Here is a 25,743-nt window from a genome sequence, read left to right on the forward strand (position 1 = left end):
TATATAGTTAAAAATTAGTGGTGTAATATTTTCCAGCCGGCCAACCAATTGTAGTTGTATTTTATGCCGAGTTGGATAAGTAAAAGTTGCATGTTTTCCAGTGTTCTGCTAACAGATAAATCGCCCGCTACAATCGGGTTGAAACCTGCTGTGCTTACAATCTCCGAAACAGTTTCCAAGGCTTCCTCATCATTACCGGCAATAAAAGCATCCGCTTGTTTACCGTCAATAACTGGTGTTGAAAAATCTGCCGCAAAAGTGGTGTTAAATGCTTTTATCACTTTTGAATTTGGCAACAGTTTTTGCAGCTCTTCGGCCGCGCTTGTGTTTGCTGCGGTTACTAACCCATCGTAAGTTTTGTTTAGCGGATTGGCGATGCTAATTACAATTTTTTGATTCGCAACTTCTTTGATTTTGGATGCTATTTCTTTTTCTGCTTCAAACGGAACAGCTAAAATAATAATATCAGCTTCCCAACATGCTTCTGTAGAACAAGCCATTGCCTCCGCATCAGCAGTATTATCGTTGGCTTTTATTTCATCAATCAATGCATCAAGCGAAGCTTGGTTGTTCCCTTTTAAAAGCAATCGATAATTTCCTTTTGAAATTGATTTTGCTATAGCGGATCCCATGTTGCCAGAAGCCCCTATAATTGCTATGGTTTGTTTCATTTTATATCGCTTATGAATTAATAAAACAAAGGTACGGCGAGTGTACACACTGTTCCATTGCTTTTAGACAAGAAATAACGTTGATTAAAATCAATAGAAAACCTTAGCGGACCTATTTTTGTGCGATTTTTTGACGCACCCGGCTCAGCGTTTCGGGTTTAAGCCCCAGATAGGATGCAATCATGTGTTGGGGCACTCTCTGTACAATATCCGGATAAAGGGCGATAAAGTCGGTATATTGTTCTTTTAGCGGAGTGCTAATTATAGATGTGAGTCTTTTTTGCATGGCCAGATAAGCGCCGGTAATATTTAGTCGGGTAAAAGTTTGGTAAGCGGGCATCTCTAGCAATAATTCTTCGTGCGCCGATTTGCTGATTAAAAGTACCTCCGAATCTTCAATAGCGTCGATATTGTAAGTGGCCGATTCGCCCGTAAGAAAACTATATAAATCGGAGATTATCCAACCCTCCAAACCAAACTGGATGATGTGTTCGTTTCCTTTCTCATCAACAGAATATGCTTTTAATGCCCCTTTTTCGATAAACGCGATAGCTTTGCAAACGTCGCCCTCTTGCAACAGATATTGTTTTTTACGCAATTTCTTTGGCGTTAAGTAGCGTTTTAATTGCGTTTCTTCCTCTGCACTAAGCGGAACTTTTTGGCGGAAACTTTTGAAAAATAGTTCGTACATCAATCAGTGTTATTAGTAAATATGCGAAACAATTTCGTAAAGTTATGTTTAAACATCTAATTAAGTTGTTTATTTACGAAGGTTGAGCAAGGAACAAGGAGTAAAAGTAAAGATGTGAGACGTGAGACAGAAGGGCAAGGAGTAAAGAATAAGGAGTAAGGAAGAAAGATATGAGATGTGAGACAGAAGAATAAAGAGCAAAGAGTAGGAGGAAAGACAGTTTCATCAGTAATGAACTCCCATTACTAATGAACTAAATGAACTCCTAATCTACCAATGAACTCTTTTAGTTGGAAAAAAATTAAAAAGCATTTGCAAAACAAAAGTGAAAGTCTATCTTTGCAGTCCAAAATAATCACAGATGGTTTTGGGAACATAAATTCCTAATGCGGAAGTGGCGTAATTGGTAGCCGCACCAGACTTAGGATCTGGCGCTTCACGGCGTGGGGGTTCGAGTCCCTTCTTCCGCACAAAAATTCTCCCTCCCACAAAATGGGAGGGATTTTTGTATAAAGACATAGCTATTAAAAAAATAAATTCAGCATGAATATCACACAGGAAAAGATCAATGATCTTAATGCAAGTTTAACCGTGAAAATTTCTCCTGATGACTACCGCGAAAAAGTGGAAAAGGCCATCAAAGAGCAAGCTAAAAAAATGAAACTTCCTGGATTCCGTCCGGGAATGGTGCCTCCGGCGCACGTGAAAAAGATGTACGGCAAAAGCATTTTGGTAGATGAGATCAACAACCTGTTGTCAGAATCTGTAAACAACTACATCCAGCAAAACGAAATCGAAATTTTAGGTCAGCCTTTACCAAAAGAGTCCGACGATCAGTTTAACTGGGATTTTAACGATGAGTTTGTTTTCAATTACGAGTTGGGCTTGGCGCCAGAAGTAAACGTTACTTTTTCTGATAAAGACAAGCTTACGCAATATGTAATTAAGGTTGATCCAGAAACTTTAGCGGCACGTACCAAAAACATTAGAAGAAGCTACGGCAAAATGACCAACCCAGAAGTTGTTGCAGATGGCGATGTGATTTTTGGCCGCTTTGAGCAATTAAACGCAGACGGTTCTATTTTTGAAGGTGGCATAGACGTTACTACTTCTTTAAGAACAGATGCAGTTAAAGATGCTTCTGCCTTGAAAGCTTTAATAGGTTTGAAAAAAGATGACGTGGTTGAAAACTTTGACTTGGTTAAAGCCGTTGACGATGATAAACAAATTGTACGCATTTTAAAGTTGGATGAAGAAAATCCGATCATCCCAGAATCTAAATTTAAATTAACGGTAAAAAACATCAACCGTTTAGAGGAGGCAGATTTAAACCAAGAGTTTTTTGACAAAGTATTTGGCGAAGGCGTTGTAAAAACCGAAGAAGAATTTACAGCAAAAATTACCGAAGAGCTGGAAGCTATGATGGTACAGGATGCGGAGAAAAAACTAGCCTCTGATTTGTACAAACATGGTTCTGAGAAAGCAACTATGGACTTGCCAGATGAGTTTTTGAAACGCTGGTTGAAGGTTGCGAACAAAGATTTAAGCGACGAAGAACTAGACAAAGGCTATGAAGATTTTGCTAAAAACTTAAGATGGACTTTGGTTGAAAACAAAATTGTGAAGGACCAAAAGCTAGAAATTAAATACGAAGACGTATTTGAAGCTGCAAAAGCAAGGTTAGATGCACAGTTTAGAATGTACAGTCCGCAAGCTTTGTCTGAAGAGCAATTGGGTCAGTACACCGCCCAGTTCTTAAAAGAACAAGAAAATGCAAACCGTATTTTTGATGAAGTAAAATCGCAAAAAGTATTTGAATACTTAAAATCTGTGGTGACTTTAGATAAAAAAGAAATTCCTTTTAACGAGTTTGAGAAACTGGATAAATAAGTAAAGCTTATATTACCGTTATAAAAAAAGCAACTGTTTTGGCAGTTGCTTTTTTGTTTGTTAAGCAGTCCATATTTGGCGGTTGAACATAGAAGATTTTCCCTATAGATTTTCCCTATCGTCATGCCGTTCGCACGGCTTCGGTTTGCGCTCAAAGATTTCCCGCAGGCGCAACAAAAAAATGAGGACAGCCTTAAATTATTCAAAGTTTTATGTGCTTTTTAAAGGCTTTCATGGCTCGTTTCACTCGGTTTGGTCCTTTGGGCTAAGCCAAAGGATTAGCCCTAGTGGCGATGAACGAAAATTCTTTAAATGACTTGAAAGATCGCTCTAGCAAAAAGGAAAACAAAGAAATTTCGAGATTGCTTCAACCCCATTACGATCTTAACCCTCCCGCTTCGCAAAGACTGCAAAAAAGGAGGTTGCGCTATAAAACCGATACCCTAACAACCAAATCATTACCTAAAAAAAACATTCCCCTAACAATTCCGTTAAATAAGAACGTTAAAATTTTAATACATTAGCGACTAAATTTGCAAACAACGCTGAATATGAATATCGACAAAAACGAGTTTAGAAAGTATGCCGTAAAGCACCACAGAATAGGTGGTTTACATGTAGATAAATATATCAACCAAACCGAAGGCATTTTGAAGCCTACCGGGATGACGCCTTACATCATCGAAGAACGCCAGCTAAACGTGGCGCAAATGGATGTTTTCTCGCGCCTGATGATGGACCGTATCATCTTCTTAGGCGATGCCATTTATGATCAAAACGCAAATATCATCCAAGCGCAGCTATTGTTTTTACAGTCTGCCGATGCGCACCGTGATATCCAAATTTATATCAACTCGCCGGGTGGCTCGGTATATGCCGGTTTGGGTATTTACGATACCATGCAGTACATTTCGCCAGATGTGGCTACCATTTGCACAGGCATGGCGGCGTCTATGGGCGCGGTAATTATGTGCGCCGGCACCAAAGGCAAAAGAGCGGCCTTGCCACACGCACGTATCATGATTCACCAGCCTTCCGGCGGTGCGCAAGGGGTAGCTTCTGATATGGAAATTAACCTCCGCGAGATGTTGAAACTTAAAAAAGAGTTGTACGATATCATCTCCAAACACTCGGGACAAAGCTACGAGTGGGTAGAAAAAGCATCAGACCGCGATTACTGGATGCGTGCAGAAGAAGCCAAAGAATATGGCATGGTTGATGAGATTTTGGAACCGAACAAAGACAAAAAGTAAAAATGAGCAAAAGTCAGAAAGATATTAGATGTTCTTTTTGCGGGGCAGGGAAGCAGGATAGCTTGATGCTGATAGCAGGTTTGGATGCGCATATTTGCGATAAATGCGTGCAACAAGCCAATGAGATTTTAGGGGAGGAGTTAAACCTGAAAAAAGGGAAGAACGTAAATTCTGTTTTGACCCTCTTGAAGCCTCTGGAAATTAAAAACCACCTCGATCAATATGTTATCGGGCAGGATGAGGCCAAGAAAGTGCTAGCGGTTGCGGTTTACAACCATTACAAGCGCTTAAACCAAAAAATCGCGAAAGACGAGATCGAGATTGAAAAATCAAACATCATGATGGTGGGCGAAACAGGTACGGGAAAAACATTGTTGGCCAAAACAATCGCCAAAATTTTAAATGTCCCTTTCTGTATTTGTGATGCCACGGTTTTAACCGAGGCAGGATACGTTGGCGAGGACGTAGAAAGTATTTTAACACGCTTATTACAGGCTGCGGATTATGATGTAAATGCTGCCGAGCGTGGCATTGTGTATATTGATGAGGTGGATAAAGTGGCACGCAAAAGTGATAACCCGTCTATTACACGTGATGTTTCGGGCGAAGGTGTGCAACAGGCCTTATTGAAAATTTTGGAAGGTACTATTGTAAACGTACCACCACAGGGCGGCCGCAAACATCCCGATCAGAAAATGATTCCTGTAAATACCAATAACATTCTATTTATTTGCGGAGGTGCGTTTGACGGTATCGAGAAGAAAATCGCTAACCGCCTACGGACACAAACGGTGGGTTATAAGGTAAAAACAGATGAGGTAGAGGTAGATTTAAAAAACCTGTACAAATATATTACGCCTCTGGACCTGAAGTCTTTTGGGATGATCCCCGAGCTGATTGGCCGCGTGCCGGTAATTACGCATTTGAACCCGCTTGATCGCGATACATTATTAAACATTTTGACCGAGCCTAAGAATTCGTTGATCAAACAGTACCAGAAATTGTTCGAGTACGAAGAAATCAACTTAGAATTTAGTAAAGAAGTGCTTGAATTTATTGTGGATAAGGCCATGGAATTCAAATTGGGCGCCCGTGGTTTACGTTCTATTTGCGAAGCAATTATGATTGATGCGATGTTCGAAATCCCATCGCAGAAGCAAAAGAGTAAAAAGATGGTCATTGACCTTGAATATGCCCGGGAGCAATTTGAGAAATCGGATCTTAAAAAACTAAAAGTAGCTTAAAAAAAGCCTCCCGATAAAATGGGGGGCTTTTTTGTTTTATACGATAATTATGAACGAAGAAAAAGACATTAAAAAAAATCCGGTGGCTACACCGGCAAAAGAAGTAGATAAGCCCATAAAAAAAGGCTTAAAATCTAAAGCAGACATTGTTGAAAACTGGTTGCCACGATACACTGGCAGAAAGCTGGAAGAATTTGGCGAATATATTTTGCTCACTAATTTCTCTCGCTACGTACAGCTTTTTTCTGAATGGAATGATAATGCACCGATTTATGGCATTGATAAGCCTATGCAAAGCGTTACGGCTAAAGGCATTACCATCATCAATTTTGGGATGGGCAGTCCGCTAGCGGCAACTGTGATGGATTTGTTAACGGCCATTGAAACAAAAGCAGTACTGTTTTTGGGGAAATGTGGCGGACTAAAAAAGAAAAACGGCATCGGCGATTTTATTCTGCCAATTGCGGCCATTAGGGGAGAAGGTACTTCTAACGATTATTTACATCCTGAGGTCCCTGCCTTACCGGCCTTTGCGCTGCAAAAGGCAATTTCTACCACCATCCGCGAGCATTCTCGCGATTATTGGACAGGCACCGTGTACACTACTAACCGCAGGGTATGGGAACACGACAAGAGTTTTAAGAAATACCTGAAAGAATTGCGCGCTATGGCTATTGATATGGAAACCGCAACTATTTTTACCACCGGCTTTGCCAATAAAATTCCGACCGGTGCTTTGTTACTAGTGTCCGATCAGCCTATGATCCCCGAGGGCGTAAAAACAGCAGAAGGTGACGCTTCCAAATCATCTGCTGACTTTGTAGAAAGCCACCTGCGTATAGGTATCGATTCTTTGATGCAGTTGATCAACAATGGCCAAACGGTAAAGCACCTTAAATTTTAGCTAAGGTGCTGTAAATCAAAACTCAACCTGCTTATTTAAAAGCAAACGCATTTTGTTTACGCTGGGTGAGGTGTTCGCGTAAGTACTCTTTAATTTGCCAGCGTTTTTTTTCGTTGCTGATGTAGTTGAGTGGCAACACAAACTTTTCTGCCTCTTTGGTGCTGAAAACTATTTCCGAAAAACGTGTTTCAAAGTAGGCTAAGCCGTCAAACTTTAGGCACACTTCTTCGCTGTCTTTGTCTCTTTTAAACAATATTTCTTCATGGTTGAGGTAAATATAGTGCTTTGGAGACGCTATAGAAATCAAATAAATAGCTACCAAGGTCATTAACAATGCGGCACCAGCTGTGATTAGGGTAGCGTTTGCATTTAGCCAATTAAACATGCTTAACACTAAAGAAAGCATCAGTGTTGCTAAGCTTAAAATTAAAATAAGCATGGAAGTTTCGCGCGATGGTGGCCAGCTTTCGTGCTTTAAGTCAATAGTTTGTGGTGTTTTCATTACAGTAAAATTATTAGGTTCCTTGCTTTTTACGAAAACATTTCGTTAAAGTTTCATTAAAATAACTTCACTATTTTTTGTTAAGGTTGAGCGCCGGCCAACGCTTCAGTTTATGATGGAAAGTTCGGGGTTAAACGAGTGCTTAAACTACAGCCTATTTACAAATAAAAGCCCCTGCGCTTTCGATAGCACAGGAGCTTATTATAAATTATTTTTACTAACGCTAAAACCTAACACCAAAAGTTAGCATTAGCCGGTTTATACGTTTGTCAACACTTGCTTGGGGTTCTGGATTGCCCGAAACCAATAAATAATTTGAATAATTAAAATAGCCGTTGCTGTTAATCAGTGCCGCATCCAAATGGTAATCGCCAAAGCGGTAACCTATACCGCCCGAGATAGAGTTTACGGTATAATCTTTATCACGCAAGTTTTTGTATGGATTACCATCAGAGCGGAATCCGGCTCTTACCAACCAGCTTTTGTCAATCTTATACTCGCCACCTACACTATAATTTACCGCATTAGCGTACATGTTTTTGATGCGCATATTTGTTGTCTGGTCTATTGATGCATTATTGGAAGTAATCTTGTTTTTAGAATAATCTGTAAAACCTACATCAGCAGAAATAAAACCTTTAGAGCCAATAAAATAAGCTATACCGCCGTTGATTTTTAAAGGCGTACGTAATTCGTATTCGTAGGGGTATTGCATGTTTGCAGTACCTCCTATAATATTGTCTGCTAAACTTTCGGAATAATTGTCCGTAATGCTATACCAAGTTGGGGTTTGCAAAGCCAAGCCGATTTGTAGCTCCGGCGTGGGTTTTAGTATTGCTCCAAGTTTTAAGTTTACCCCGGAACCTTCTGTGTCAAAGTTTCGGTTATAAGTGACGTTGTAGTTTGTGGTTTGGGTATTGCCGGGCTCTTGTGATAAGCCAGTTTCGTTTACGCGCTCGGTAGAGGCGTAATTTAAATTAGCTAGCCCTAATCCTACACCGAAAAATAATTTATTGCTAAAATTCATTCCTAGCGAGAAATCTACTTCAGAGCTTCCTCCCGTACGGTTTATATTATATTTTTGTTCAGAATCATTTGACGTAATAGGGAAATAGTCCGTCCCGTCCCAATCAGTAAGATAAGCTTGATATGCTTGGTAATGTACATCGGACAACAGCTTACTTGGATCAACGGTTGCACCACCTTCTAAATCAAAGTTAGATTCTTGCGCAAAATAATCGCCTAAGCCGTTAAAATCAGTTTCTCCACTAAAGCCAAATTTATCCCGGTAAGCTCCTGTTCTTTGGTAGCCGATACCGAAGTTTAAGCTAATTAAGCCTTTTTTTGTGTCTCCAGCGGTATAGGTTCTGGTATGAAACACCACGCCAACATTTCCTAAATCTAAGTTGTTGTTGCTTTGTTTTTCTGATGTTCCAAAAGCGCCAATTTTATTGCTGCCGAAATTCAGACGTGGCGAAATGCTAAATTCCGATTTAGAGAACATCCCTAGACCAGCAGGATTTCCATATATAGTGCTAATGTTCCCGCCAATTGCGGCTTTTTGGCCACCAATTGCATCTATACGCGCATCACCAGCGTTGTTTCCGATAGAAAACCGGCCTGCATCACCCTCGTATTGGGCGTAAGAGGTAGAAGTGGCTCCAATTAATAGAGCCATAATTATATTGTTTTTCAGTTTCATGTTTAATCAAATTAACGTGATGGCCTGCCCGATGAACCGCGTCCGCTGCTACCAGATGAAGAACCAGATGAAGATGAACCGCTGCTGCTATTGGTTGACCGTGACGGTGGCGAATAGCTTGGCGAACTATCTCTAGTTGGTCTGCTAGGTGCTGGCCTACTGGTAGGTTCAGAGCTTCTGCCGGTTTCGGTACGGGTAGGACGAGAAGAAGGTCTTTCAGATTGTCCTTGTGTCCTCCTGTCCATGGTAGAACCATTGTTTCCCGGCGATGTGCGGGTTGGCCTAGTGTATGGCCTATCCGCATTTCTATCGCTTTGCGTGCGCACATTTCCGCTACGGTCCGCAGAAGTTGGGCGTGTAGCGCGCGAATCAGGAATCGGCATTCTTGCAGTTCCGTCAGAACCGCGCCTATTATCATAAGCACCGTCTGGCCTTGGTGTTAAGTTTCGTCTTGTGCCAACATAACCGCTTCCATAATAAGGGTAGCCATAGTAAGGATAACCGTAGTAGCCACCATAGTAATTGCCGTAAAAGCCTGGGCGGTAGTACGAGTAGATGCCCCAATACGGCGAGTTACCGTAAAAAGAACCGTAGTAATTCCAGTAAGAGGTGCTATACCATGGAACGCCATAACCATAATAAGGCGTGTTGAATCCTAAAGAAAAGCCCCATCCCGGGCCATAAAAATCATTAAAGCCTAAATAAGCAGAAGGACCAAAATAAAACGGATCGTAACCAAAACGGTCCATATAGTAGTAATCTCTCCAAGTATAGTTGTTCCGCCAGTTCCAGTCGTCAAAGCGCGAACGGTCACTGTACTCGTCATAATAGTAATCATCATTACGGTCGTAGCCGTTGCGGTCGTAATAATTTCCGCTTCTGTAATCTTGCTCGCTGGTGCTGGCATAGGTTACCGGCAAAGCTTCTACATTGCCGAAATAAACATCGTCGGCGTTTTGTGTGGCCAGTTTCTCTGTAGTGCAAGAGCCTAAGGCCAAAGCACCTAAGGCCACTAAAAAAAATCTGAATTTATGTTGAATTGTCATGGCGAATGCGTTTGTGGGTGCGTTTTAATTTATAACTTTGAGCGCGTTAAAAGCATTTATAAAAATACAAAATTTATTCCAATTTACATATGAGCAAGGGCTTAACCAGCAGATCCGAAGACTATTCACAGTGGTATAACGAATTAGTTACAAAAGCAGACTTAGCCGAGCATTCATCGGTACGTGGATGCATGGTAATTAAACCTTACGGCTATTCCATTTGGGAGAAGATGCAGGCCGTATTAGACCAGAAATTTAAGGATACCGGCCATAGCAATGCTTACTTCCCGCTGTTTATCCCCAAATCCTTCTTCTCTAAAGAAGCATCGCATGTTGATGGTTTTGCTACAGAGTGTGCTGTGGTTACCCATTACAGACTTAAAAACGACGGAACAGGGAATATTATTGTGGATGAGGAGGCTAAATTAGAAGAAGAACTAATTGTGCGCCCTACTTCCGAAACCATCATCTGGAATACGTATAAAGGCTGGATACAATCTTACCGCGATTTGCCGATTTTAGTAAATCAGTGGGCCAATGTGGTGCGTTGGGAGATGCGTACAAGGTTGTTTTTGCGCACTACAGAATTTCTTTGGCAGGAGGGGCACACCGCCCACGCTACCGCTGAAGAAGCGATTGCAGAAACAGAACAGATGTTGCATGTATATGCCGATTTTGCCGAGAACTGGATGGCTATGCCTGTAGTTAGAGGTAAAAAAACTGCCAATGAGCGTTTTGCAGGTGCCTTAGATACGCTTTGTATAGAGGCTTTGATGCAAGATGGCAAAGCCTTACAAGCGGGTACTTCACATTTTTTAGGGCAAAATTTTGCCAAAGCTTTTGACGTTAAATTTGCCAGCAAAGAAGGCAAGCTAGAGCATGTTTGGGCAACCTCATGGGGTGTATCAACCCGCTTAATGGGTGCCTTAATTATGGCCCATTCAGATGATCAGGGTTTGGTGCTGCCACCAAAGTTGGCGCCTATACAGGTGGTGATTGTACCCATTTATAAAGGTGAAGAGGAACTGCAGCAAATATCTGCCGAGGTAGAGAAAATTACCACTGCATTAAAATTAAGAGGTATTTCTTTTAAATATGACGATCGGGATACGCAACGCCCGGGTTTTAAATTTGCCGAGTACGAGCTGAAAGGCGTGCCGGTGCGTTTGGCTTTTGGCGGCCGCGACCTAGAAAACAACACCATTGAAATTGCCCGTCGCGATACACGCACTAAAGAAACCATTTCACGTGATGATATTGCCGAAAAAATTGCAGCCTTACTTGACGAAATCCAAGCAAATATCTATCAAAAAGCATTGGATTTTAGAGAAGAGATGACCACCGAGGTTAACTCTTATGATGAGTTTAAGCAGGTACTGGCAGAAAAAGGCGGTTTTATCTCGGCACATTGGGATGGCACCTCAGAAACAGAAAGCAAAATCAAAGAAGAAACAAAAGCCACCATCCGCTGTATTCCTTTAAACAACAAACAGGAAGAAGGCCTATGTATGGTTACCGGAAAGCCTTCATCACAAAGGGTGCTGTTTGCCATGGCTTATTAGTATTGAGTACTAAGTATCAAGTAGCGCGCTTGGCCTCTTTTAGTCTTTGCTCCTTACTCTTTAATCCTCATTCTTTACCAGTATTGAGTAGTGAGTATTGAGTAGCAAGCAGCGCGCTTGGCCTTTTTAGTCTTTGCTCCTTACTCTTTAATCCTCATTCTTTACCAGTATTGAGTATTGAGTATTGAGTATCAAGCAGCGCGCTTGGCCTTTTTAGTCTTTGCTCCTTACTCTTTAATCCTTATTCTCTACCAGTATTGAGTATTAAGTATCGCGCTTGGCCTCTTTAGTCTTTGTTCTTTAATCTTTAGTCTTTGCTCCTTACTCTTTAATCCTTGCCCCACTGCTCAATTGTCCCGGTAAAACTAATTGGGTCACGGTGGTTGCTGCTCACGTTTAGCGTTGCCGAACCGCTAGGCGAAATACTGAAGAATAAGCTATTGGCACGGTCGTAGTTTTTGGGCTTAATGCTGATCTCGTATCCGTTTTTAGTTTGGTTCTTTACGTAACTAAAATCGGTACTGGTAAACTGGATGCCGTTTTCGCTGCTGCTGTAAGGGGCTTGCTGCGCAACTCCAAAATAAGGGAGATAAGCCTTTACCGTATCTTTACTTACCAACATATAATACGATCCGTTTAGCTGTTGTAAGCGTGGCGAAACAATGTTGGCGCGTAAAGGGTTAGCCTGCTGGGCAACAAACTTAAAATGGTCCGCCTTAAGCAAGCTATCCACTAAAACTAAATGTTGCTGTTTTTCTTTTTGCGTAAGGCACGAACTTAAAAAGCTTAGCGTTAGTCCTAACAAGAAAGTTAATCGGAATAAGTTATTTGTTCTCATCTTTGTGTTTTTTAAGAGATTTAACCCAACAAGTTGTTTACTTCTTTGAAATCGTTAATATAAAAAACGTTGATACCTATATTTAAATTTTCGGAACTTAAACAGTTTTTAGATTCGAAGGTAGATTGTTACAATAATCCCAACTTCATTGAAAACGACCCAATTTCTATACCACACTTGTTTAATAAACAGCAAGATATAGAAATTATGGGCTTTTGGAGCGCGATGTTGGCCTGGGGGCAACGGAAAACCATCATAAATAAATGTAGAGAGCTTATTAGCTTAATGGACGGTGCACCTTATGATTTTATTATGAATCACCGCGACGAAGACTTAAAGCGGATGCTCAATTTCAAACATCGCACCTTTAACGCCACAGATACGCTTTATTTCATCGCTTTTTTTCGGCATCATTACCAAAATTATAGCTCTTTAGAAGATGCTTTTTTGCCTTTCGGCGATAAGGAAGCGGAGTTTAGAGAGGATTTTGCTGTAAACGATTTTACCGAAAGTGGGCAAAAACAAAGCTCGCCGTCATGCTTATTATCACAGATGGCTAAGCACACCGTTGAAGGAAATCTCAACTATTTCCGCTCCTACTTTTTTTCTTTGGAAGATTTCCCCCGGCGCACCATGAAGCATATTTCATCGCCCTCGCAAAAATCAACCTGCAAAAGACTAAATATGTTTTTGCGCTGGATGGTGCGTGATGATAACCGTGGGGTTGATTTTGGACTGTGGAAACGAATAAAGCCCGCACAGCTGGTGTGCCCTTGCGATGTGCATGTGGATAGGGTAGCACGGCACTTAGGTTTAATAGACCGTAAGCAAACCGACTGGCAAACCGCTTTGGAGCTTACAGCTAAACTCCGCCAGTTTGACGCACAAGACCCGGCCAAATATGATTTTGCCTTATTTGGCTTAGGCGTAGAAGGGGAAATTTAGGTGTCTGGTATTGAGTAATGAGTAGTGAGTATTGGGTAGTGAGTATTGAGTATCAAGACCGTGCTTGTCGTTGTCCTTATTCCTTGCTCTTTAATCTTTGCTCCTCCCAAAATTTCCCGTTTTCCGGAAGAAGTCTGGGAGCAATGCCGGAGAAGCCTCATACAAAAATTGTTTAGACAATCTAAAATTGTAGCCGGAGCATAAAATCAAGCTTATTGTTAACTTTGGGCGTGCAACAACACGAGATATTTATGCAACGTGCGCTAGATTTAGCGCAGCTTGGTGCAGGTACTGTAAGCCCCAACCCTATGGTGGGCGCAGTGGTGGTACATCAAAACCAAATTATTGGCGAGGGCTACCATCAGAAATATGGCGACGCACATGCCGAGGTAAATGCGATCAACCAAGTGATCGAGCGTTTTAATGGTGCCCACGAACTTTTGGCCAATTCTAGCATCTACGTTACCTTAGAGCCTTGTGCCCATTTCGGTAAAACGCCGCCATGCGCCGATTTAATCATCAAACATAAAATTCCGAATGTAATTATTGGCTGTGTAGATCCTTTTGGAAGCGTTAACGGCAAGGGTGTTTCACGCTTGCGCGATGCCGGCATTCGGGTGGACGTGGGCGTCCTGCAGCAACAATGTATTGCCATAAATCGACGTTTTTTTACCAAAGTACAACAACAAAGGCCTTATGTTATTTTAAAGTGGGCACAAACGGCCGACGCTTACTTTTCGCCGGAAGACGGCACACAGCGCTGGATTAGTAATGCCCCCGTCAAACAGCTGGTGCACCAATGGCGTACGCAAGAAGACTGTATTTTGGTAGGCAAACGCACCGCTCGGGCAGATAATCCGCAGTTAAACGCCCGCCTGAGTAATGGGCGCAACCCTTTACGTGCCGTTATCGATAAAAACCTCGACTTGCCAGCCCAACTACATCTGTTTGATAACAGCATAAAAACCTTTGTATTTAACCGGCACAAAACAGACGTGGTAGGCAACACCTATTATGTGCAAATTGAAGAATTTGAGACGCTTTTGCCACAATATATCCTCTACCAGCTGTTTCTGCAAGATGTTCAATCGTTAATTATCGAAGGCGGCGCACGTACTTTGCAATCTTTTATCGATGCCAAACTGTGGGACGAAGCACGGATTTTTACCTCAAATGATTTCTGGGGAAACGGCATCAGGGCGCCACGTATAGAGGGGCAAATGCAAGAACAACATCAAATTGGCGATAACCACTTACATATTCTAACCCCTTTCCAATGATTTATATCTGCATTGCGATAATCTGCAGCGTAATCGTCAGCATCAACCTAAAGTTATTTAAGCGCTACCATACCAATGCCTACCAAGCCATTGTTTTTAATTATCCAACTGCGGCCTTATTGTGTTTAATTGGCTTTAAGCCCGATTTTGACGTTCTGCCCAGCACCAACGAATGGGCTTTATTTGCGCTAATTGCAGCACTATTGCTCTCTATATTTTATTTTATCGGGCAAAGCGTGGCGCATAGTGGCATCATTTTAACGGCGATAGCACAACGCTTATCCTTAATTATACCGGTTTTGGCTGCATTTTTTTTGTTTAACGAGCATGGCACTACGCTTAAATTAGCCGGATTGGCTTTGGGATTTGCAGCGCTTTATGCCTCTAAGCCATCCGGAAAAACGGGTTTAAAACGGAGCGATAATTGGTATCCCTTCATCGTATTTTTAGGTACAGGCCTAATAGATATTCTTTTTAACCTTTTAACTAAGTTACCTGTGCTAAGCTTCACAACTTCATTATTTTATATTTTTATAATAGCTGCCCTTTTCGGCTTTGCTTCGCTTTATGTACAGTACCAAAAAGGCGTTTTAAAGTTCGAGGTTAAAGCTGCTTTTGCTGGGGTAGTTTTAGGCCTATTCAATTTCGGTTCTATCTATTTTTATATTAAAGCGCTCCATTTAGAAAGCCATAGGCCTTCGGTGGTATTTTCGTCGTTAGATATCGGGGTCATATTTTTAGGCTCTTTGGTAGGAATAGCCCTTTTTAAAGAAAAACTGAATACGCTAAATAGGGCAGGCTTGCTTTTAGCACTAATAGCCATTGTCATTTTAAATTTACCGGATGCTGTTTAACGATGTTTACGAAACGATAGAAGCTCCTGTAGAAGGTGTTTTTAAAGATAAGGGCAGTAAGTTTATAGCTTGTGCATTTCCTTTTAAGCAAGAACAGCAGTTAAAAGAGCTATTGGAGCAGGTAAAGATAAAGTACCCTAAAGCCCGCCACTACTGTTTTGCTTATCGGCTAACGCCGGATAGGCGCGTTTTCCGTGTAAACGACGACGGTGAACCTTCCGGAACCGCCGGCCGGCCTATTTTAAATGTGCTGTTATCTAAAAACCTAAGCGATGTACTGGTGGTGGTTGTCCGATATTTTGGAGGCACGCTCTTAGGCGTGCCCGGCTTAATTAATGCCTACAAATCGGCTACGGAACTGGCTTTAGCCGATGCAAAAATTATCACCGCCCGCGTGCAGGACGTTTACCAAGTCGGTTATGCTTATGCGCAGATGAACGAGGTGATGAAGATTGTAAAAGACGCAGATGTTGATATTTTAACGCAAGATTTTGATCTGGACTGCAAACTGAAAATCGCTATTAACCAAGCAGAAGTGAACCAAGTAATTGCCCGATTGGAAGCTATTGAAAACCTGGAGTACAACTATCTTTTTACCCGATAAATTTTGTAAAAGAGCAAGGATTAAGGAGCAAGGAACAAGGATTAAAGAGCAAGGATGGATGCCGCCTGCCCACCAACTGTCTAACAAGTTAATTCCTAGCCAACTAACCACTGACAAACTAACCACCTAAAAGAGAACGAAGAACAAGGATTAAAGAATAAGGACGAGTATCGCCTGTCCAACACTGCCTAACCAACCAACCAGCCACCTGAATCGGAAATTTTGTCGTTAATAATCTTGGATAAATGCCATATAGTCAGTAAAAGCTAACAAAAATGGTATTGGTATCTCAATTGATTAGTGGAAAGTATCAAAGTAAAATTAACAATTAGGAGGACATAAAAATGGCACTAGTAAAATTCAACGACCCAAAAAAGACAAACGGTTATGCAACTTTTAACGAGCTGTTCGATTCGTTTTTTAATGATGGCTATTTAGCTCACAAGCCAGTACATCAGGTTCCGGCGGTAAACGTTTCCGAAACAGAGCATGCCTACCATTTAGATTTGGCAGCGCCAGGCTTAAAGAAAGAAGATTTTAAAATCTCTTTAGAAAAAGACTTGCTGACCATCTCTGCAGATGTAAAACAAGAAAGCACTGAGGAAACTGCTAAATACAACAAAAGAGAGTTTAGCTACCATGCATTTTCAAGATCGTTTAACTTGCCAGATTTGGTGGACCATGCAAAAATTGAGGCCAGCTACCAAGATGGCGTTCTAAAAGTAAGCATCCCTAAAAAGGAAGAAGCTAAGATTTTAACCAGAGAGATTGAGATAAAGTAAGTTTAGGATTGATGGTTAATTGAAAAGCCCGGCGAAAATCGCCGGGCTTTGTTTTTACTTCTTGTTTTTTTGTTGTTGTTGCAACTGCTGTTGCCTCATCATTTCTTCCATTTTACGCTGAAAGCTGTTCTTCTTTTTAGACTCTGGCTTCTTTTTGTTCTCCTGAATTTGCGCATGGATTTTATCATCATCAACAAACTTTCTGATAAAGTACTGTTGCGAGAAGGTAAGGATGTTAGCGCAGAAGTAGTAATAATTTAAGCCTGCCGGGTAACTGTTTAACACACCAAAGAAAATAATAGGGGTAATGTATCCGATGTATTTCATTTGACCCTGCACGCCGGACACTTGGTTATTAAAATAAGTGTAAATCAGCGTAGAGAGTGTCATCAGTAAACACATTAAGCTGATATGGCTCCAGCCTAAAATCGGGATTCTAGAGAAAGTGATCAGCTCATCATAGGTGGATAAATCGTGCATCCACAAAAAGCTTTCGTGCCTTAGCTCAAATAAATTTGGGAAAAAGTAGAAGAAAGCTAAAATAAACGGCATCTGGAAAACCATTGGCAAACAGCCGCCAAGTGGGTTAACACCGGCCTGTTTGTACAGCTTTAAATATTCTTGTTGTACCAAAGCTTGGTTGCCTTCGCCTACGCGTGCTTTAATTTCGTCCATTTCTGGCTTTAAAACCCGCATCTTAGCCATTGATAGGTAAGATTTGTAGGTGAACGGGAAAAGCACCGTTTTAAGGATAATAGTTAATAAAAGGATGATTAAGCCATATCCTAAATTCATGCTTTCAAAAAAGTTGAAAATCGGCAAAACCAAAAAGCGGTTAATCCATTTAAGCGGGCCCCAGCCCATTTTTACTTGTTTTTCTAAATCGTAACCCTGAGCCTTTAGCTGGCTAAATTTGTTAGAACCGAAGTAAAATTCTAAATCGTAATTATTGGCGACACTTTGCTTATAAGGCAGGTAAAGTTGCGCGCCGTAAGCTTTCACGGCCGAGCTATCTGCCAAGGTATTTATTTTCACATGGGCTTTATCAAAACCTTGCTTTGCGATTAAAGCAGCGGAGAAAAAATGCTCTTTAAAGGAAACCCACTGCGTTTTGCCTTCTTCCAGCACTTTATCATCATCCTTGCTTTCGCTTAGGTAATCCACTTCATTGTCAGCATGTTTAAAATAAGTGGTAGAGCCCATGCGCTCGTTCTGCAAATCTTTCTCTTGTTGCAGCAAGTGCGTACTCCAATCTAATTGAAGCTTGCCGTTGCTTAGCTTGTCTTCAAAACCTTTTGCATCAATATTAAATTCCACTTTACTAGCATCCGGAGCCAAAGCATAGCTATAAGTTAAAGCGCCTCCGTTTGCGTTTGCCAATTGCATCACTACATTTGATGGCGACTGGCTTACGATTTTAAACGCTTGCTCTGAAGTGTTTTGCAGTTGGTTATTGCTTTTGTAAACCAAGCCAAAATGAGTGTCTTCTGGCTTAAAAAGCACTACCGGTTTTCCGGCATAAGTAGTTTCGTTTTTTACTTGTACGCTAACAATTTTACCGCCCAAGGTAGATAGGCTTACCTTTAAGTTTTTGTTCTCTAAATAAACTGTTTCTTCTTGGAAACTAGGCGCCGCTTGTGCGGTGTCAACGCCTTCTTTGGCAACGCTATCCGTAATTACCGCTGCTTTCTTTGTTGCTGTTTGCGGATGGTTTTTCGCTGCGGCGATAGAGTCCTGTACAAACTTCTCTCGTTTTATTTCTTCCTCAGAAGGTTTTAGTAAAAAGGTGGAACCAACTAAGATTACTAAAATCAGGAATAAGCCTGTAAATGTATTTCTGTCCATTCTATAATGTTATGCTCTTGTTATATTTTTTTCTTAGAGTGCTCTATGGAAGCGGCGACAAATTTAACAAAAAGCGGATGCGGATTTGCAACAGTTGATTTTAGTTCGGGGTGGAACTGTGCTGCCACAAAATAAGGATGATTTTTAAGTTCTATAATTTCTACCAGATTATTATCGGGGTTTACGCCAGAAGCAATCATGCCTGCCTTTTCATAGGCAGCTAAATACTCGTTATTAAACTCGTAGCGATGCCTGTGGCGTTCGCTAATTTTGGTTTTTCCGTAAATATGATGTGCTTTGGTGCCTTTCTTTAACTCGCAAGTGTAAGCGCCCAAACGCATGGTGCCGCCTTTCGAGGTTATTTTTTTCTGCTCTTCCATCATAGAAATTACGGCATCGGCTGTATTCTCATCCATCTCGGTGCTGTGCGCATTTTTTAAGCCCAGCACGTTACGGCCAAACTCAATTACGGCACATTGCATCCCTAAACAGATTCCAAAAAACGGAATGTTATTTTCGCGGATAAATTTAATGGCTGCAATTTTACCTTCAATGCCACGTGCGCCAAAACCCGGGGCAACCAAAACGCCGTCTAAGTTTCCAAGTTTAGCTTTCACATTGTCTTCCGTAAGCCCTTCAGAGTGGATGCATTCTACGCGCACTTTGCACTCGTTATAAGCGCCTGCATGTATAAAAGCTTCGGTAATAGATTTATAAGCATCTGGCAGTTCAACATATTTGCCTACCAAACCAATTTTTATTTCTGATGTGGGGTTTTTCAGATGGCCTAAAAACTCTTTCCAGCTTTCTAAATCAGGCTCGTTCTTTAATGGGAGCTTCAGTTTTGATAAAACGGTGCGGTCCAGCTGTTCTTTCAACATCAGTAAAGGAACATCGTAAATGGTTTTTGCATCCGCAGATTCGATAACCGCGTTGATGTTTACGTTGCAAAAAAGCGCAATTTTTTTACGTAAATCTTGAGATAGGTGATGCTCTGTACGGCAAACCAAAATATCTGGCTGTATACCATATTCCAAAAGCATTTTTACCGAGTGTTGTGTCGGTTTTGTTTTCAACTCTCCTGCAGCTGCTAAAAACGGAACTAGGGTTAAGTGGATAACAATGGCATTGTTAGAGCCTGCTTCCCATTTAAATTGGCGAACTGCCTCTATATATGGTAAAGATTCTATATCGCCCACAGTACCGCCTAACTCGGTAATCACAATGTCGTATTCGCCGCTTTCGCCAAGCAAACGCATATTGCGTTTAATTTCATCGGTAATATGTGGCACCACTTGCACGGTTTTGCCTAAATATGCGCCCTCGCGCTCGCGGTTAATTACATTTTGGTAAATGCGGCCGGTAGTAATGTTATTGGCCTGCGTAGTGGGTACGTTTAAAAAACGCTCGTAATGCCCTAAGTCTAAATCTGTTTCGGCACCATCTTCTGTAACATAGCATTCGCCGTGCTCATAAGGGTTTAGCGTTCCGGGATCGATATTGATATACGGATCAAATTTTTGGATGGTAACGCGGTAACCTCGTGCTTGCAAAAGTTTGGCTAATGATGCGGAAATGATACCTTTTCCTAAAGACGATGTAACGCCTCCCGTAACAAAAATGTACTTAGTCATGTTGGATTTGTCGTTTTTTTTAATCTAAAAAGACGGTGAAGGTGGCTTTTTAAATCTGTTTGTACGGGATGCAAAATTAGATTTTTTTTTCGATTTACTGCCATCCATCAAAAATGAAATTTTAAATACTTAAGCTCTTGATTAGTTGCGATTAACGCCACCGGCGACGTTTTTTTGCGGTAATTTTAAAGATACAGAAGGGCAAAAAGCTGTTAAAACGCGCAATTATCTTAGATTTGTTGCTATGGATTCAGTTTACAAAAGTTTGTTGCTTCGCTATCAAAATTACTTTATAGAGTTTTATCAGCTTTTGGAAGATAAAGCGATAATCAAGCAAGAAGATACCGCGTTGGCCGAAAAAGTAAAGCACTTTTTAACGTACTTGCCCGATTTAGCCGGTGAATTTGAGCTGGAATTAGATTTTAAATCGCAAACCGGTGAGCTGGAAAATCATTGGCAATTGCAATTGTCTCACGATGGTTTGTCTGTACGGTCTTTTACGGTCGACGGTTTAGACGAAACCGACGAATGGTATTTCCATTACCGCGATGATACCAAAGAATATGAAGGTAATTTATTTACAGACGGTGATTGGGATTTGTTTTTAGAAGAGGTAGCCGAAGTTGACGACTTTGACGGGCAAGTTTTAAGCGTGTTTGTAAAGTATGAAGTAGCCGGCTAAATAGCCGACGCACGTGCGCTATCTCCCCATCAGCCGGGCCACATATTTCCCGATAATATCAAACTCTACATTTACCGTGTCGCGGGGTTTTACGTTTTGAAGGTTGGTATGCTCAAAAGTGTAAGGGATGATAGCCACCGAAAAACGGTTATTTTCCGAGTTTACCACGGTTAAACTAATTCCGTTTACACATACCGAGCCTTTCTCTACTGTAACATTCCCTTTGGTTTGGTCATATTCAAACGTGAACAGCCAACTGCCGTTCATATCTTGCAAATCAATACAACGCGCGGTTTGGTCCACATGCCCTTGCACAATATGCCCGTCTAACCGGGCATTCATTTGCATACAACGCTCTAAATTCACCAAATCGCCAATCCTCAGGGTACCTAAATTTGTCTTTTGCAAAGTTTCATCAATAGCGGTAACAGTGTGTACGTTAGCATTTACAGCTACCACCGTTAAGCAAACGCCATTATGTGCCACAGACTGATCTATTTTTAAACCGTCAGAAATAGTTGAGGCAATACTAATATGTAAATTTCCTTTCTCGCTTTCTAAAGCGCTCACTGTGCCCAGCGTTTCTATAATCCCTGTAAACAAAACCGATATGTTCTATTGAAAAACGGTGTAAATGTAACAGGTAAAGCGCTAAAAAGCAATTGAAGAGCTTTGCTTTTTTTAACCCTAAATAAATAGTTGAAACGGTCAACTATAAATAATTATTGATATATTGCATTACATAACATCACACACCTAATTTGATGAATCTGAATATCACAGGCGAAGTTCCAAACATTGATGATGTTTATCAATTAACTTCCGTTCTTTTACAGGATAACGAAAACAGTTTAGATAATTTATTAAAAGCCAGTTGCAAGCTTTTTAACGCAGAGCTAGGCGTTATTTGTTTGCTTAAAGATAATAAGTACTTGGTACAGGGCGTGCATTCTAGCTTGCCGTACGAGGTTGATTTTGGACAGGTTGCCAATTTGGCCGACACATTTTGCTACCATGCAACACAACGTGGCGAAGTTTTGGCCTTGCCAGATGTTGCCAATTCAGAATATAGCCACTTACCGTGTTGCCAGGTGTTAAAAGCAAAAAGTTACATTGGCATCCCGCTGGTTTTAGATAATAAAGAAGTAGGAACCATCAATTTTTCGTCGCGCGAAGTGCGGCCAGATGGGTATAGCCAAGCCGAACTGAATTTATTGGCTTACTTAAACCAGTGGGTTAGCCAGCATTTAAACCGTGCTTATTACAAAGAAACCCTGCATAAAAACAACCTCGAGCTTAACGCTAAAAATAAAGCACTGCAGACGCTAATTGAAGAAAACAACCAATTGATGCAAATTTTGGTGCACGACTTAAAATCGCCTTTAAGCAACATTAAAATGCTCTCTTATCTTTTTCAGGATTTTGCGAGGGATAAGGATAGCGAGGAGCTCATCAGCATTTTTAATAAAAGCCTAGACTACGTTTTTCACCTGATAGAGCAGATGGAAACGCTAAATAATATGGAAACTTTTTCTACAAATAACTATGTAGAAGAGTTTAATATAGTTGATTTTATAAGGGCAAATCTAAAAGACTTTACCAATGCGGCCGAGTCTAAAGCCATTAAATTAAATTTTGAGGCCGATGTTCAGAAACCGGTGATAAACACGGATATGAACTTTTTGAAACGCATTATGTACAACTTGATTTCTAACGCCATCAAATTTTCGCCTTTTGAGAAGCAAATAGCTGTTAAAGTACACCAAACAATTGATGGCTTTGATATTTCTATCGCCGATGAAGGTCCTGGTATTAGCGATGGCGAGTTTTCAAAGCTTTTCCAAAAATTTGCTAAGCTAAACAACCGTCCCACCAATTCCGAAAGTTCATCTGGCCTAGGTTTATTTATTGTTAAAGAGTTGTTAAAGAAAATAAACGGTGATATTAAGGTGGAAAGTCAAGTGAATAACGGCAGTACATTTACCATCAGTCTGCCCTTTTCTGTAGAAGCTTAGGGGCTTTCCACAATTATCCTAATTATCCACAATTAAGGTGGGGCAACATTAATTTATAACTTTGCGTTTTAAAACTTAAAACCTTGGCAAAAAGCAAAGAAACCCCATTAATGACGCAGTATAACCAGATAAAAGGAAAATATCCTGGTGCGCTGCTTTTGTTTAGGGTGGGCGATTTTTACGAGACTTTTGGCGAGGACGCGGTGAAGGCATCCCAAATTTTGGGCATTGTGCTTACTAAACGCGCAAACGGTTCGGCATCTCATATAGAGCTGGCCGGTTTTCCGCATCATTCTATAGAAACCTACTTACCAAAACTCGTTAGGGCAGGGCAAAGGGTGGCAATTTGCGATCAGTTGGAAGATCCTAAAGCGGTAAAAGGGATAGTTAAGCGCGGTGTAACAGAATTGGTTACCCCGGGTGTGGCCTATAGCGAAAATATTGTTCAACAAAAATCTAATAATTACTTAGCCTGTTTGCATTTCGAGAAACAATCTGTGGGCATTGCTTTCTTAGATATTTCTACCGGAGAGTTTTTAGTGGCCCAAGGCAGTAGTAATTATATAGATAAGTTACTCCAAAGCTTTAAACCAAGTGAGCTAATATTTTCAAAATCAAAGCTTAAAGAATTTAATGAGCTTTTCGGGAACGGATTTTACACTTATACGCTTGACGACTGGGCATTTACCAGTGATTACGCCCAAGAAACTTTACTCAAACATTTTGAAGTAAAATCATTAAAAGGTTTTGGGATAGAGCGCTTGCCTTTGGGGATTGTTGCGGCCGGCGTGGCCTTGCATTATTTAGGAGAGACAGAGCATCGGCAATTGCAGCACATCAGCAATATTTCGCGCATTGAGGAAGACCGTTACATGTGGCTGGATAAGTTTACCATCCGCAATTTAGAGCTTATCGGATCAAGCAACGAGAACGCAAAAACGCTGATAGATGTGCTGGATAAAACATCGTGCGCTATGGGCGCGCGCATGTTACGCAAATGGATGGTGATGCCTTTAAAAGAGGAAAGACCCATTCAGGAGCGCTTAGCGGTGGTTGACTTTTTTTATGCTCAGGCAGATATCAGACACCAGTTACAGCACTGCGTAAGGCAGGTTGGCGATTTGGAACGTTTGGTCTCTAAAATCGGTTTACAGAAAACCAATCCGCGCGAGTTAATTCAACTTAAAAAGGCGTTGAGCGCCATTGCAGAGATTAAGGAAATTGCCGAACAAAGCGGGCAGGACTCTTTAAAGCGCATTGCCGAACAAATTAACCTCTGCGTTTCTATCCGCGAAAAGATAGAGAAAGAATTACAAGCCGATCCGCCGGTGGCTATCAACAAGGGCAATGTATTGGCCAGCGGTATTGACCCTGAACTAGATCGCTTGCGTAAAATCGCCTTCGGCGGAAAAGATTATTTGTTGGAACTGCAAAAGCGCGAAGCAGAAATTACCGGCATTAGCTCGCTTAAAATAGCTTTTAACAACGTTTTCGGCTATTATTTAGAGGTTTCAAATACACATAAAGATAAAGTTCCGGCAGACTGGATTAGGAAACAAACGTTAGTAAATGCCGAACGCTACATTACTCCCGAACTTAAAGAATACGAGGACCAGATTTTAGGTGCCGAAGAAAAAATTTTAGCGATAGAAACCCGCTTGTTCGCCGATTTGGTGGCGAGTATCTCGGATTTTATTAAACCCATCCAACTAAACGCTTTTTTAATTGCACAGTTGGATGTTTTATTGTGCTTTGCCGAGGTCGCGGTAAAAAATCACTATGTAAAGCCCAAAATCAGCAATGATAAAGCGCTGGACATTAAAGGAGGAAGACATCCGGTAATTGAACAAAATTTGCCTTTGGGCGAGGAATATATCACTAACAGCGTTTATCTGGATAACGAGTCGCAGCAGATCATCATCATCACGGGGCCCAACATGGCCGGTAAATCCGCGCTGTTGCGGCAAACGGGTTTAATTGTTTTGATGGCGCAAATGGGCTGTTTTGTGCCGGCAAAAGAGGCCAGTGTGGGTATTGTCGACAAAATTTTCACTAGGGTAGGCGCATCGGATAATTTATCATCGGGCGAGTCGACGTTTATGGTGGAGATGAATGAGACGGCCAGTATTTTAAATAACTTATCGGACCGGAGTTTGATTTTGCTTGATGAAATAGGGCGTGGAACCTCAACCTATGATGGAATTTCCATTGCTTGGTCTATTGCCGAATATTTGCATAATCATCCATCGGCGAAAGCCAAAACCCTTTTTGCAACGCATTACCACGAGCTTAACGAGCTAAGCAATTCCTTTAACCGGATTAAAAATTACAACGTATCCGTAAAAGAGGTAAGCAATAAAGTGATTTTTCTTAGAAAACTGGTGCCCGGCGGTAGCGAGCACAGTTTCGGGATTCACGTGGCCAAAATGGCCGGTATGCCATCACCGGTGCTTAAAAGGGCCAACGAAATTTTGTTGCGCTTAGAAAATGAGCGTACCGGAGGCGAGCATGTGAAGGCCAGTTTAATGAAAATGCAAAAGCAGCCTGTGCAGTTGCAGATGTTTTCTTTGGAAGACCCTGTTTTAATAAAAATACGAGATGTGCTCAATAATTTAGATGTAAACACGTTAACCCCTGTAGAGGCTTTAATGAAACTTGATGAAATTCAGAAAGTTTTAAAAAAATCTTAATCAATGGTGCTTTTATGGTTTAAACCATCATTTCTCACAAATTTACGGCCATTGCTATTCATTTTGGCAATTGCTTCTTGCACGCTTTTCTCTTGCAAGTCAAAGAAAA

General features: G+C 41.2%; 22 protein-coding genes and 1 tRNA gene. 14 read left to right on the forward strand and 9 right to left on the reverse strand.

The annotated features are described in order from the left end of the window. Positions 1-14 precede the first annotated feature (14 nt). Together BCY91_RS12465 and BCY91_RS12470 are read right to left on the reverse strand one after the other, a co-directional pair. A complete protein-coding gene (locus BCY91_RS12465) occupies positions 15-671 on the reverse strand; it encodes an NADPH-dependent F420 reductase (RefSeq protein WP_120182381.1) in 657 nt (218 codons plus the stop codon). 112 nt (positions 672-783) lie between these two features. Then, positions 784-1,362 (reverse strand): Crp/Fnr family transcriptional regulator, encoded by a 579-nt coding sequence (locus BCY91_RS12470; RefSeq protein ID WP_120182382.1) that lies wholly within the window; start codon positions 1,360-1,362, stop codon positions 784-786. A gap of 388 nt (positions 1,363-1,750) precedes the next feature. Between BCY91_RS12470 and BCY91_RS12475 the strand changes: the two genes are divergently transcribed. The 5 genes from BCY91_RS12475 to BCY91_RS12500 all read left to right on the forward strand — a co-directional run bounded on the left by BCY91_RS12475 (position 1,751) and on the right by BCY91_RS12500 (position 6,653). Then, positions 1,751-1,832 (forward strand) — tRNA-Leu (locus BCY91_RS12475). A gap of 73 nt (positions 1,833-1,905) precedes the next feature. Next, positions 1,906-3,252: a trigger factor gene (gene tig, locus BCY91_RS12480; RefSeq protein ID WP_120182383.1), complete on the forward strand. Its 1,347-nt coding sequence runs from the start codon at positions 1,906-1,908 to the stop codon at positions 3,250-3,252. 551 nt (positions 3,253-3,803) lie between these two features. Continuing rightward, on the forward strand, positions 3,804-4,505 hold the full coding sequence (clpP, locus tag BCY91_RS12490; protein ID WP_120182385.1) for an ATP-dependent Clp endopeptidase proteolytic subunit ClpP: 702 nt from the start codon (positions 3,804-3,806) through the stop codon (positions 4,503-4,505). 2 nt (positions 4,506-4,507) lie between these two features. Further along, positions 4,508-5,749: an ATP-dependent Clp protease ATP-binding subunit ClpX gene (gene clpX, locus BCY91_RS12495; protein ID WP_120182386.1), complete on the forward strand. Its 1,242-nt coding sequence runs from the start codon at positions 4,508-4,510 to the stop codon at positions 5,747-5,749. A gap of 49 nt (positions 5,750-5,798) precedes the next feature. Then, positions 5,799-6,653, forward strand: a complete 855-nt coding sequence (locus BCY91_RS12500) for an AMP nucleosidase (RefSeq protein WP_120182387.1) — start codon at positions 5,799-5,801, stop codon at positions 6,651-6,653. A gap of 31 nt (positions 6,654-6,684) precedes the next feature. On the opposite strand, the gene BCY91_RS12505 is transcribed toward BCY91_RS12500, so the two are convergent. From BCY91_RS12505 to BCY91_RS12515, 3 genes are all read right to left on the reverse strand, one after another. Further along, positions 6,685-7,155 carry a hypothetical protein gene (locus BCY91_RS12505; protein WP_120182388.1) on the reverse strand — a complete coding sequence of 157 codons (471 nt, stop codon included), beginning with the start codon at positions 7,153-7,155 and terminating at the stop codon, positions 6,685-6,687. Between the two features lie 223 nt (positions 7,156-7,378). Continuing rightward, positions 7,379-8,833, reverse strand: coding sequence for an OmpP1/FadL family transporter (locus tag BCY91_RS12510; RefSeq protein ID WP_182995379.1), 1,455 nt, complete (start codon positions 8,831-8,833; stop codon positions 7,379-7,381). A gap of 35 nt (positions 8,834-8,868) precedes the next feature. Beyond that, on the reverse strand, positions 8,869-9,903 hold the full coding sequence (locus tag BCY91_RS12515; RefSeq protein ID WP_120182390.1) for a hypothetical protein: 1,035 nt from the start codon (positions 9,901-9,903) through the stop codon (positions 8,869-8,871). A gap of 89 nt (positions 9,904-9,992) precedes the next feature. Here BCY91_RS12515 and proS point away from each other — a divergent pair, with 89 nt between their 5' ends. Next, entirely contained in the window at positions 9,993-11,465 is a 1,473-nt protein-coding gene (proS, locus tag BCY91_RS12520; protein WP_120182391.1) for a proline--tRNA ligase, read from the forward strand. A gap of 328 nt (positions 11,466-11,793) precedes the next feature. On the opposite strand, the gene BCY91_RS12525 is transcribed toward proS, so the two are convergent. Further along, complete coding sequence (locus tag BCY91_RS12525; RefSeq protein WP_120182392.1) at positions 11,794-12,303, reverse strand: DUF4251 domain-containing protein; 510 nt, start codon at positions 12,301-12,303, stop codon at positions 11,794-11,796. Positions 12,304-12,372: 69 nt separating this feature from the next. On the opposite strand from BCY91_RS12525, the gene BCY91_RS12530 reads away from it, so the two are divergent. The 5 genes from BCY91_RS12530 (at position 12,373) to BCY91_RS12550 (ending at position 16,768) form a co-directional block, all read left to right on the forward strand. Then, on the forward strand, positions 12,373-13,248 hold the full coding sequence (locus tag BCY91_RS12530) for a TIGR02757 family protein (protein ID WP_394341556.1): 876 nt from the start codon (positions 12,373-12,375) through the stop codon (positions 13,246-13,248). Between the two features lie 230 nt (positions 13,249-13,478). Further along, a complete protein-coding gene (ribD, locus tag BCY91_RS12535; protein ID WP_120182539.1) occupies positions 13,479-14,528 on the forward strand; it encodes a bifunctional diaminohydroxyphosphoribosylaminopyrimidine deaminase/5-amino-6-(5-phosphoribosylamino)uracil reductase RibD in 1,050 nt (349 codons plus the stop codon). Further along, the gene (locus tag BCY91_RS12540; RefSeq protein WP_120182393.1) at positions 14,525-15,382 is read left to right on the forward strand and encodes an EamA/RhaT family transporter; all 858 of its coding nucleotides are present in this window, start codon (positions 14,525-14,527) and stop codon (positions 15,380-15,382) included. The genes ribD and BCY91_RS12540 overlap by 4 nt, the downstream gene beginning before the upstream one ends. After that, positions 15,372-15,986: an IMPACT family protein gene (locus BCY91_RS12545; RefSeq protein ID WP_120182394.1), complete on the forward strand. Its 615-nt coding sequence runs from the start codon at positions 15,372-15,374 to the stop codon at positions 15,984-15,986. The genes BCY91_RS12540 and BCY91_RS12545 overlap by 11 nt, the downstream gene beginning before the upstream one ends. 344 nt (positions 15,987-16,330) lie before the next feature. Further along, positions 16,331-16,768: an Hsp20/alpha crystallin family protein gene (locus tag BCY91_RS12550; protein WP_120182395.1), complete on the forward strand. Its 438-nt coding sequence runs from the start codon at positions 16,331-16,333 to the stop codon at positions 16,766-16,768. Positions 16,769-16,822: 54 nt separating this feature from the next. On the opposite strand, the gene yidC is transcribed toward BCY91_RS12550, so the two are convergent. Beyond that, positions 16,823-18,613 (reverse strand): membrane protein insertase YidC, encoded by a 1,791-nt coding sequence (gene yidC / locus BCY91_RS12555; protein WP_120182396.1) that lies wholly within the window; start codon positions 18,611-18,613, stop codon positions 16,823-16,825. 20 nt (positions 18,614-18,633) lie between these two features. Continuing rightward, positions 18,634-20,247, reverse strand: coding sequence for a CTP synthase (locus tag BCY91_RS12560; RefSeq protein ID WP_120182397.1), 1,614 nt, complete (start codon positions 20,245-20,247; stop codon positions 18,634-18,636). Positions 20,248-20,491: 244 nt separating this feature from the next. Between BCY91_RS12560 and BCY91_RS12565 the strand changes: the two genes are divergently transcribed. After that, on the forward strand, positions 20,492-20,929 hold the full coding sequence (locus BCY91_RS12565; protein WP_120182540.1) for a hypothetical protein: 438 nt from the start codon (positions 20,492-20,494) through the stop codon (positions 20,927-20,929). Positions 20,930-20,947: 18 nt separating this feature from the next. Here BCY91_RS12565 and BCY91_RS12570 read toward each other — a convergent pair whose 3' ends face one another. After that, positions 20,948-21,532, reverse strand: coding sequence for a riboflavin synthase (locus tag BCY91_RS12570; RefSeq protein ID WP_120182398.1), 585 nt, complete (start codon positions 21,530-21,532; stop codon positions 20,948-20,950). Positions 21,533-21,693: 161 nt separating this feature from the next. Here BCY91_RS12570 and BCY91_RS12575 point away from each other — a divergent pair, with 161 nt between their 5' ends. Beyond that, a complete protein-coding gene (locus BCY91_RS12575) occupies positions 21,694-22,944 on the forward strand; it encodes a GAF domain-containing sensor histidine kinase (RefSeq protein ID WP_120182399.1) in 1,251 nt (416 codons plus the stop codon). A 110-nt stretch (positions 22,945-23,054) separates the two neighbouring features. Continuing rightward, the gene (mutS, locus tag BCY91_RS12580; RefSeq protein WP_120182541.1) at positions 23,055-25,634 is read left to right on the forward strand and encodes a DNA mismatch repair protein MutS; all 2,580 of its coding nucleotides are present in this window, start codon (positions 23,055-23,057) and stop codon (positions 25,632-25,634) included. The last annotated feature ends 109 nt before the right edge of the window (positions 25,635-25,743 follow it).

The organism is Pelobium manganitolerans, assembly GCF_003609575.1.
Lineage (GTDB): Bacteria > Bacteroidota > Bacteroidia > Sphingobacteriales > Sphingobacteriaceae > Pseudopedobacter > Pseudopedobacter manganitolerans.

Excerpts from the sequence above, each read along its gene's own strand:
- tig (WP_120182383.1), top strand. The coding sequence starts at position 1,906 with ATGAATATCACACAGGAAAAGATCAATGATCTTAATGCAAGTTTAACC.
- BCY91_RS12560 (WP_120182397.1), bottom strand. The coding sequence starts at position 20,247 with ATGACTAAGTACATTTTTGTTACGGGAGGCGTTACATCGTCTTTAGGA.
- BCY91_RS12515 (WP_120182390.1), bottom strand. The coding sequence starts at position 9,903 with ATGACAATTCAACATAAATTCAGATTTTTTTTAGTGGCCTTAGGTGCT.
- BCY91_RS12575 (WP_120182399.1), top strand. The coding sequence starts at position 21,694 with ATGAATCTGAATATCACAGGCGAAGTTCCAAACATTGATGATGTTTAT.
- BCY91_RS12500 (WP_120182387.1), top strand. The coding sequence starts at position 5,799 with ATGAACGAAGAAAAAGACATTAAAAAAAATCCGGTGGCTACACCGGCA.
- BCY91_RS12505 (WP_120182388.1), bottom strand. The coding sequence starts at position 7,155 with ATGAAAACACCACAAACTATTGACTTAAAGCACGAAAGCTGGCCACCA.
- BCY91_RS12540 (WP_120182393.1), top strand. The coding sequence starts at position 14,525 with ATGATTTATATCTGCATTGCGATAATCTGCAGCGTAATCGTCAGCATC.
- BCY91_RS12565 (WP_120182540.1), top strand. The coding sequence starts at position 20,492 with ATGGATTCAGTTTACAAAAGTTTGTTGCTTCGCTATCAAAATTACTTT.
- mutS (WP_120182541.1), top strand. The coding sequence starts at position 23,055 with ATGACGCAGTATAACCAGATAAAAGGAAAATATCCTGGTGCGCTGCTT.
- yidC (WP_120182396.1), bottom strand. The coding sequence starts at position 18,613 with ATGGACAGAAATACATTTACAGGCTTATTCCTGATTTTAGTAATCTTA.
- clpP (WP_120182385.1), top strand. The coding sequence starts at position 3,804 with ATGAATATCGACAAAAACGAGTTTAGAAAGTATGCCGTAAAGCACCAC.
- BCY91_RS12545 (WP_120182394.1), top strand. The coding sequence starts at position 15,372 with ATGCTGTTTAACGATGTTTACGAAACGATAGAAGCTCCTGTAGAAGGT.
- BCY91_RS12550 (WP_120182395.1), top strand. The coding sequence starts at position 16,331 with ATGGCACTAGTAAAATTCAACGACCCAAAAAAGACAAACGGTTATGCA.
- BCY91_RS12525 (WP_120182392.1), bottom strand. The coding sequence starts at position 12,303 with ATGAGAACAAATAACTTATTCCGATTAACTTTCTTGTTAGGACTAACG.
- BCY91_RS12465 (WP_120182381.1), bottom strand. The coding sequence starts at position 671 with ATGAAACAAACCATAGCAATTATAGGGGCTTCTGGCAACATGGGATCC.
- proS (WP_120182391.1), top strand. The coding sequence starts at position 9,993 with ATGAGCAAGGGCTTAACCAGCAGATCCGAAGACTATTCACAGTGGTAT.
- clpX (WP_120182386.1), top strand. The coding sequence starts at position 4,508 with ATGAGCAAAAGTCAGAAAGATATTAGATGTTCTTTTTGCGGGGCAGGG.
- BCY91_RS12510 (WP_182995379.1), bottom strand. The coding sequence starts at position 8,833 with ATGGCTCTATTAATTGGAGCCACTTCTACCTCTTACGCCCAATACGAG.
- BCY91_RS12470 (WP_120182382.1), bottom strand. The coding sequence starts at position 1,362 with ATGTACGAACTATTTTTCAAAAGTTTCCGCCAAAAAGTTCCGCTTAGT.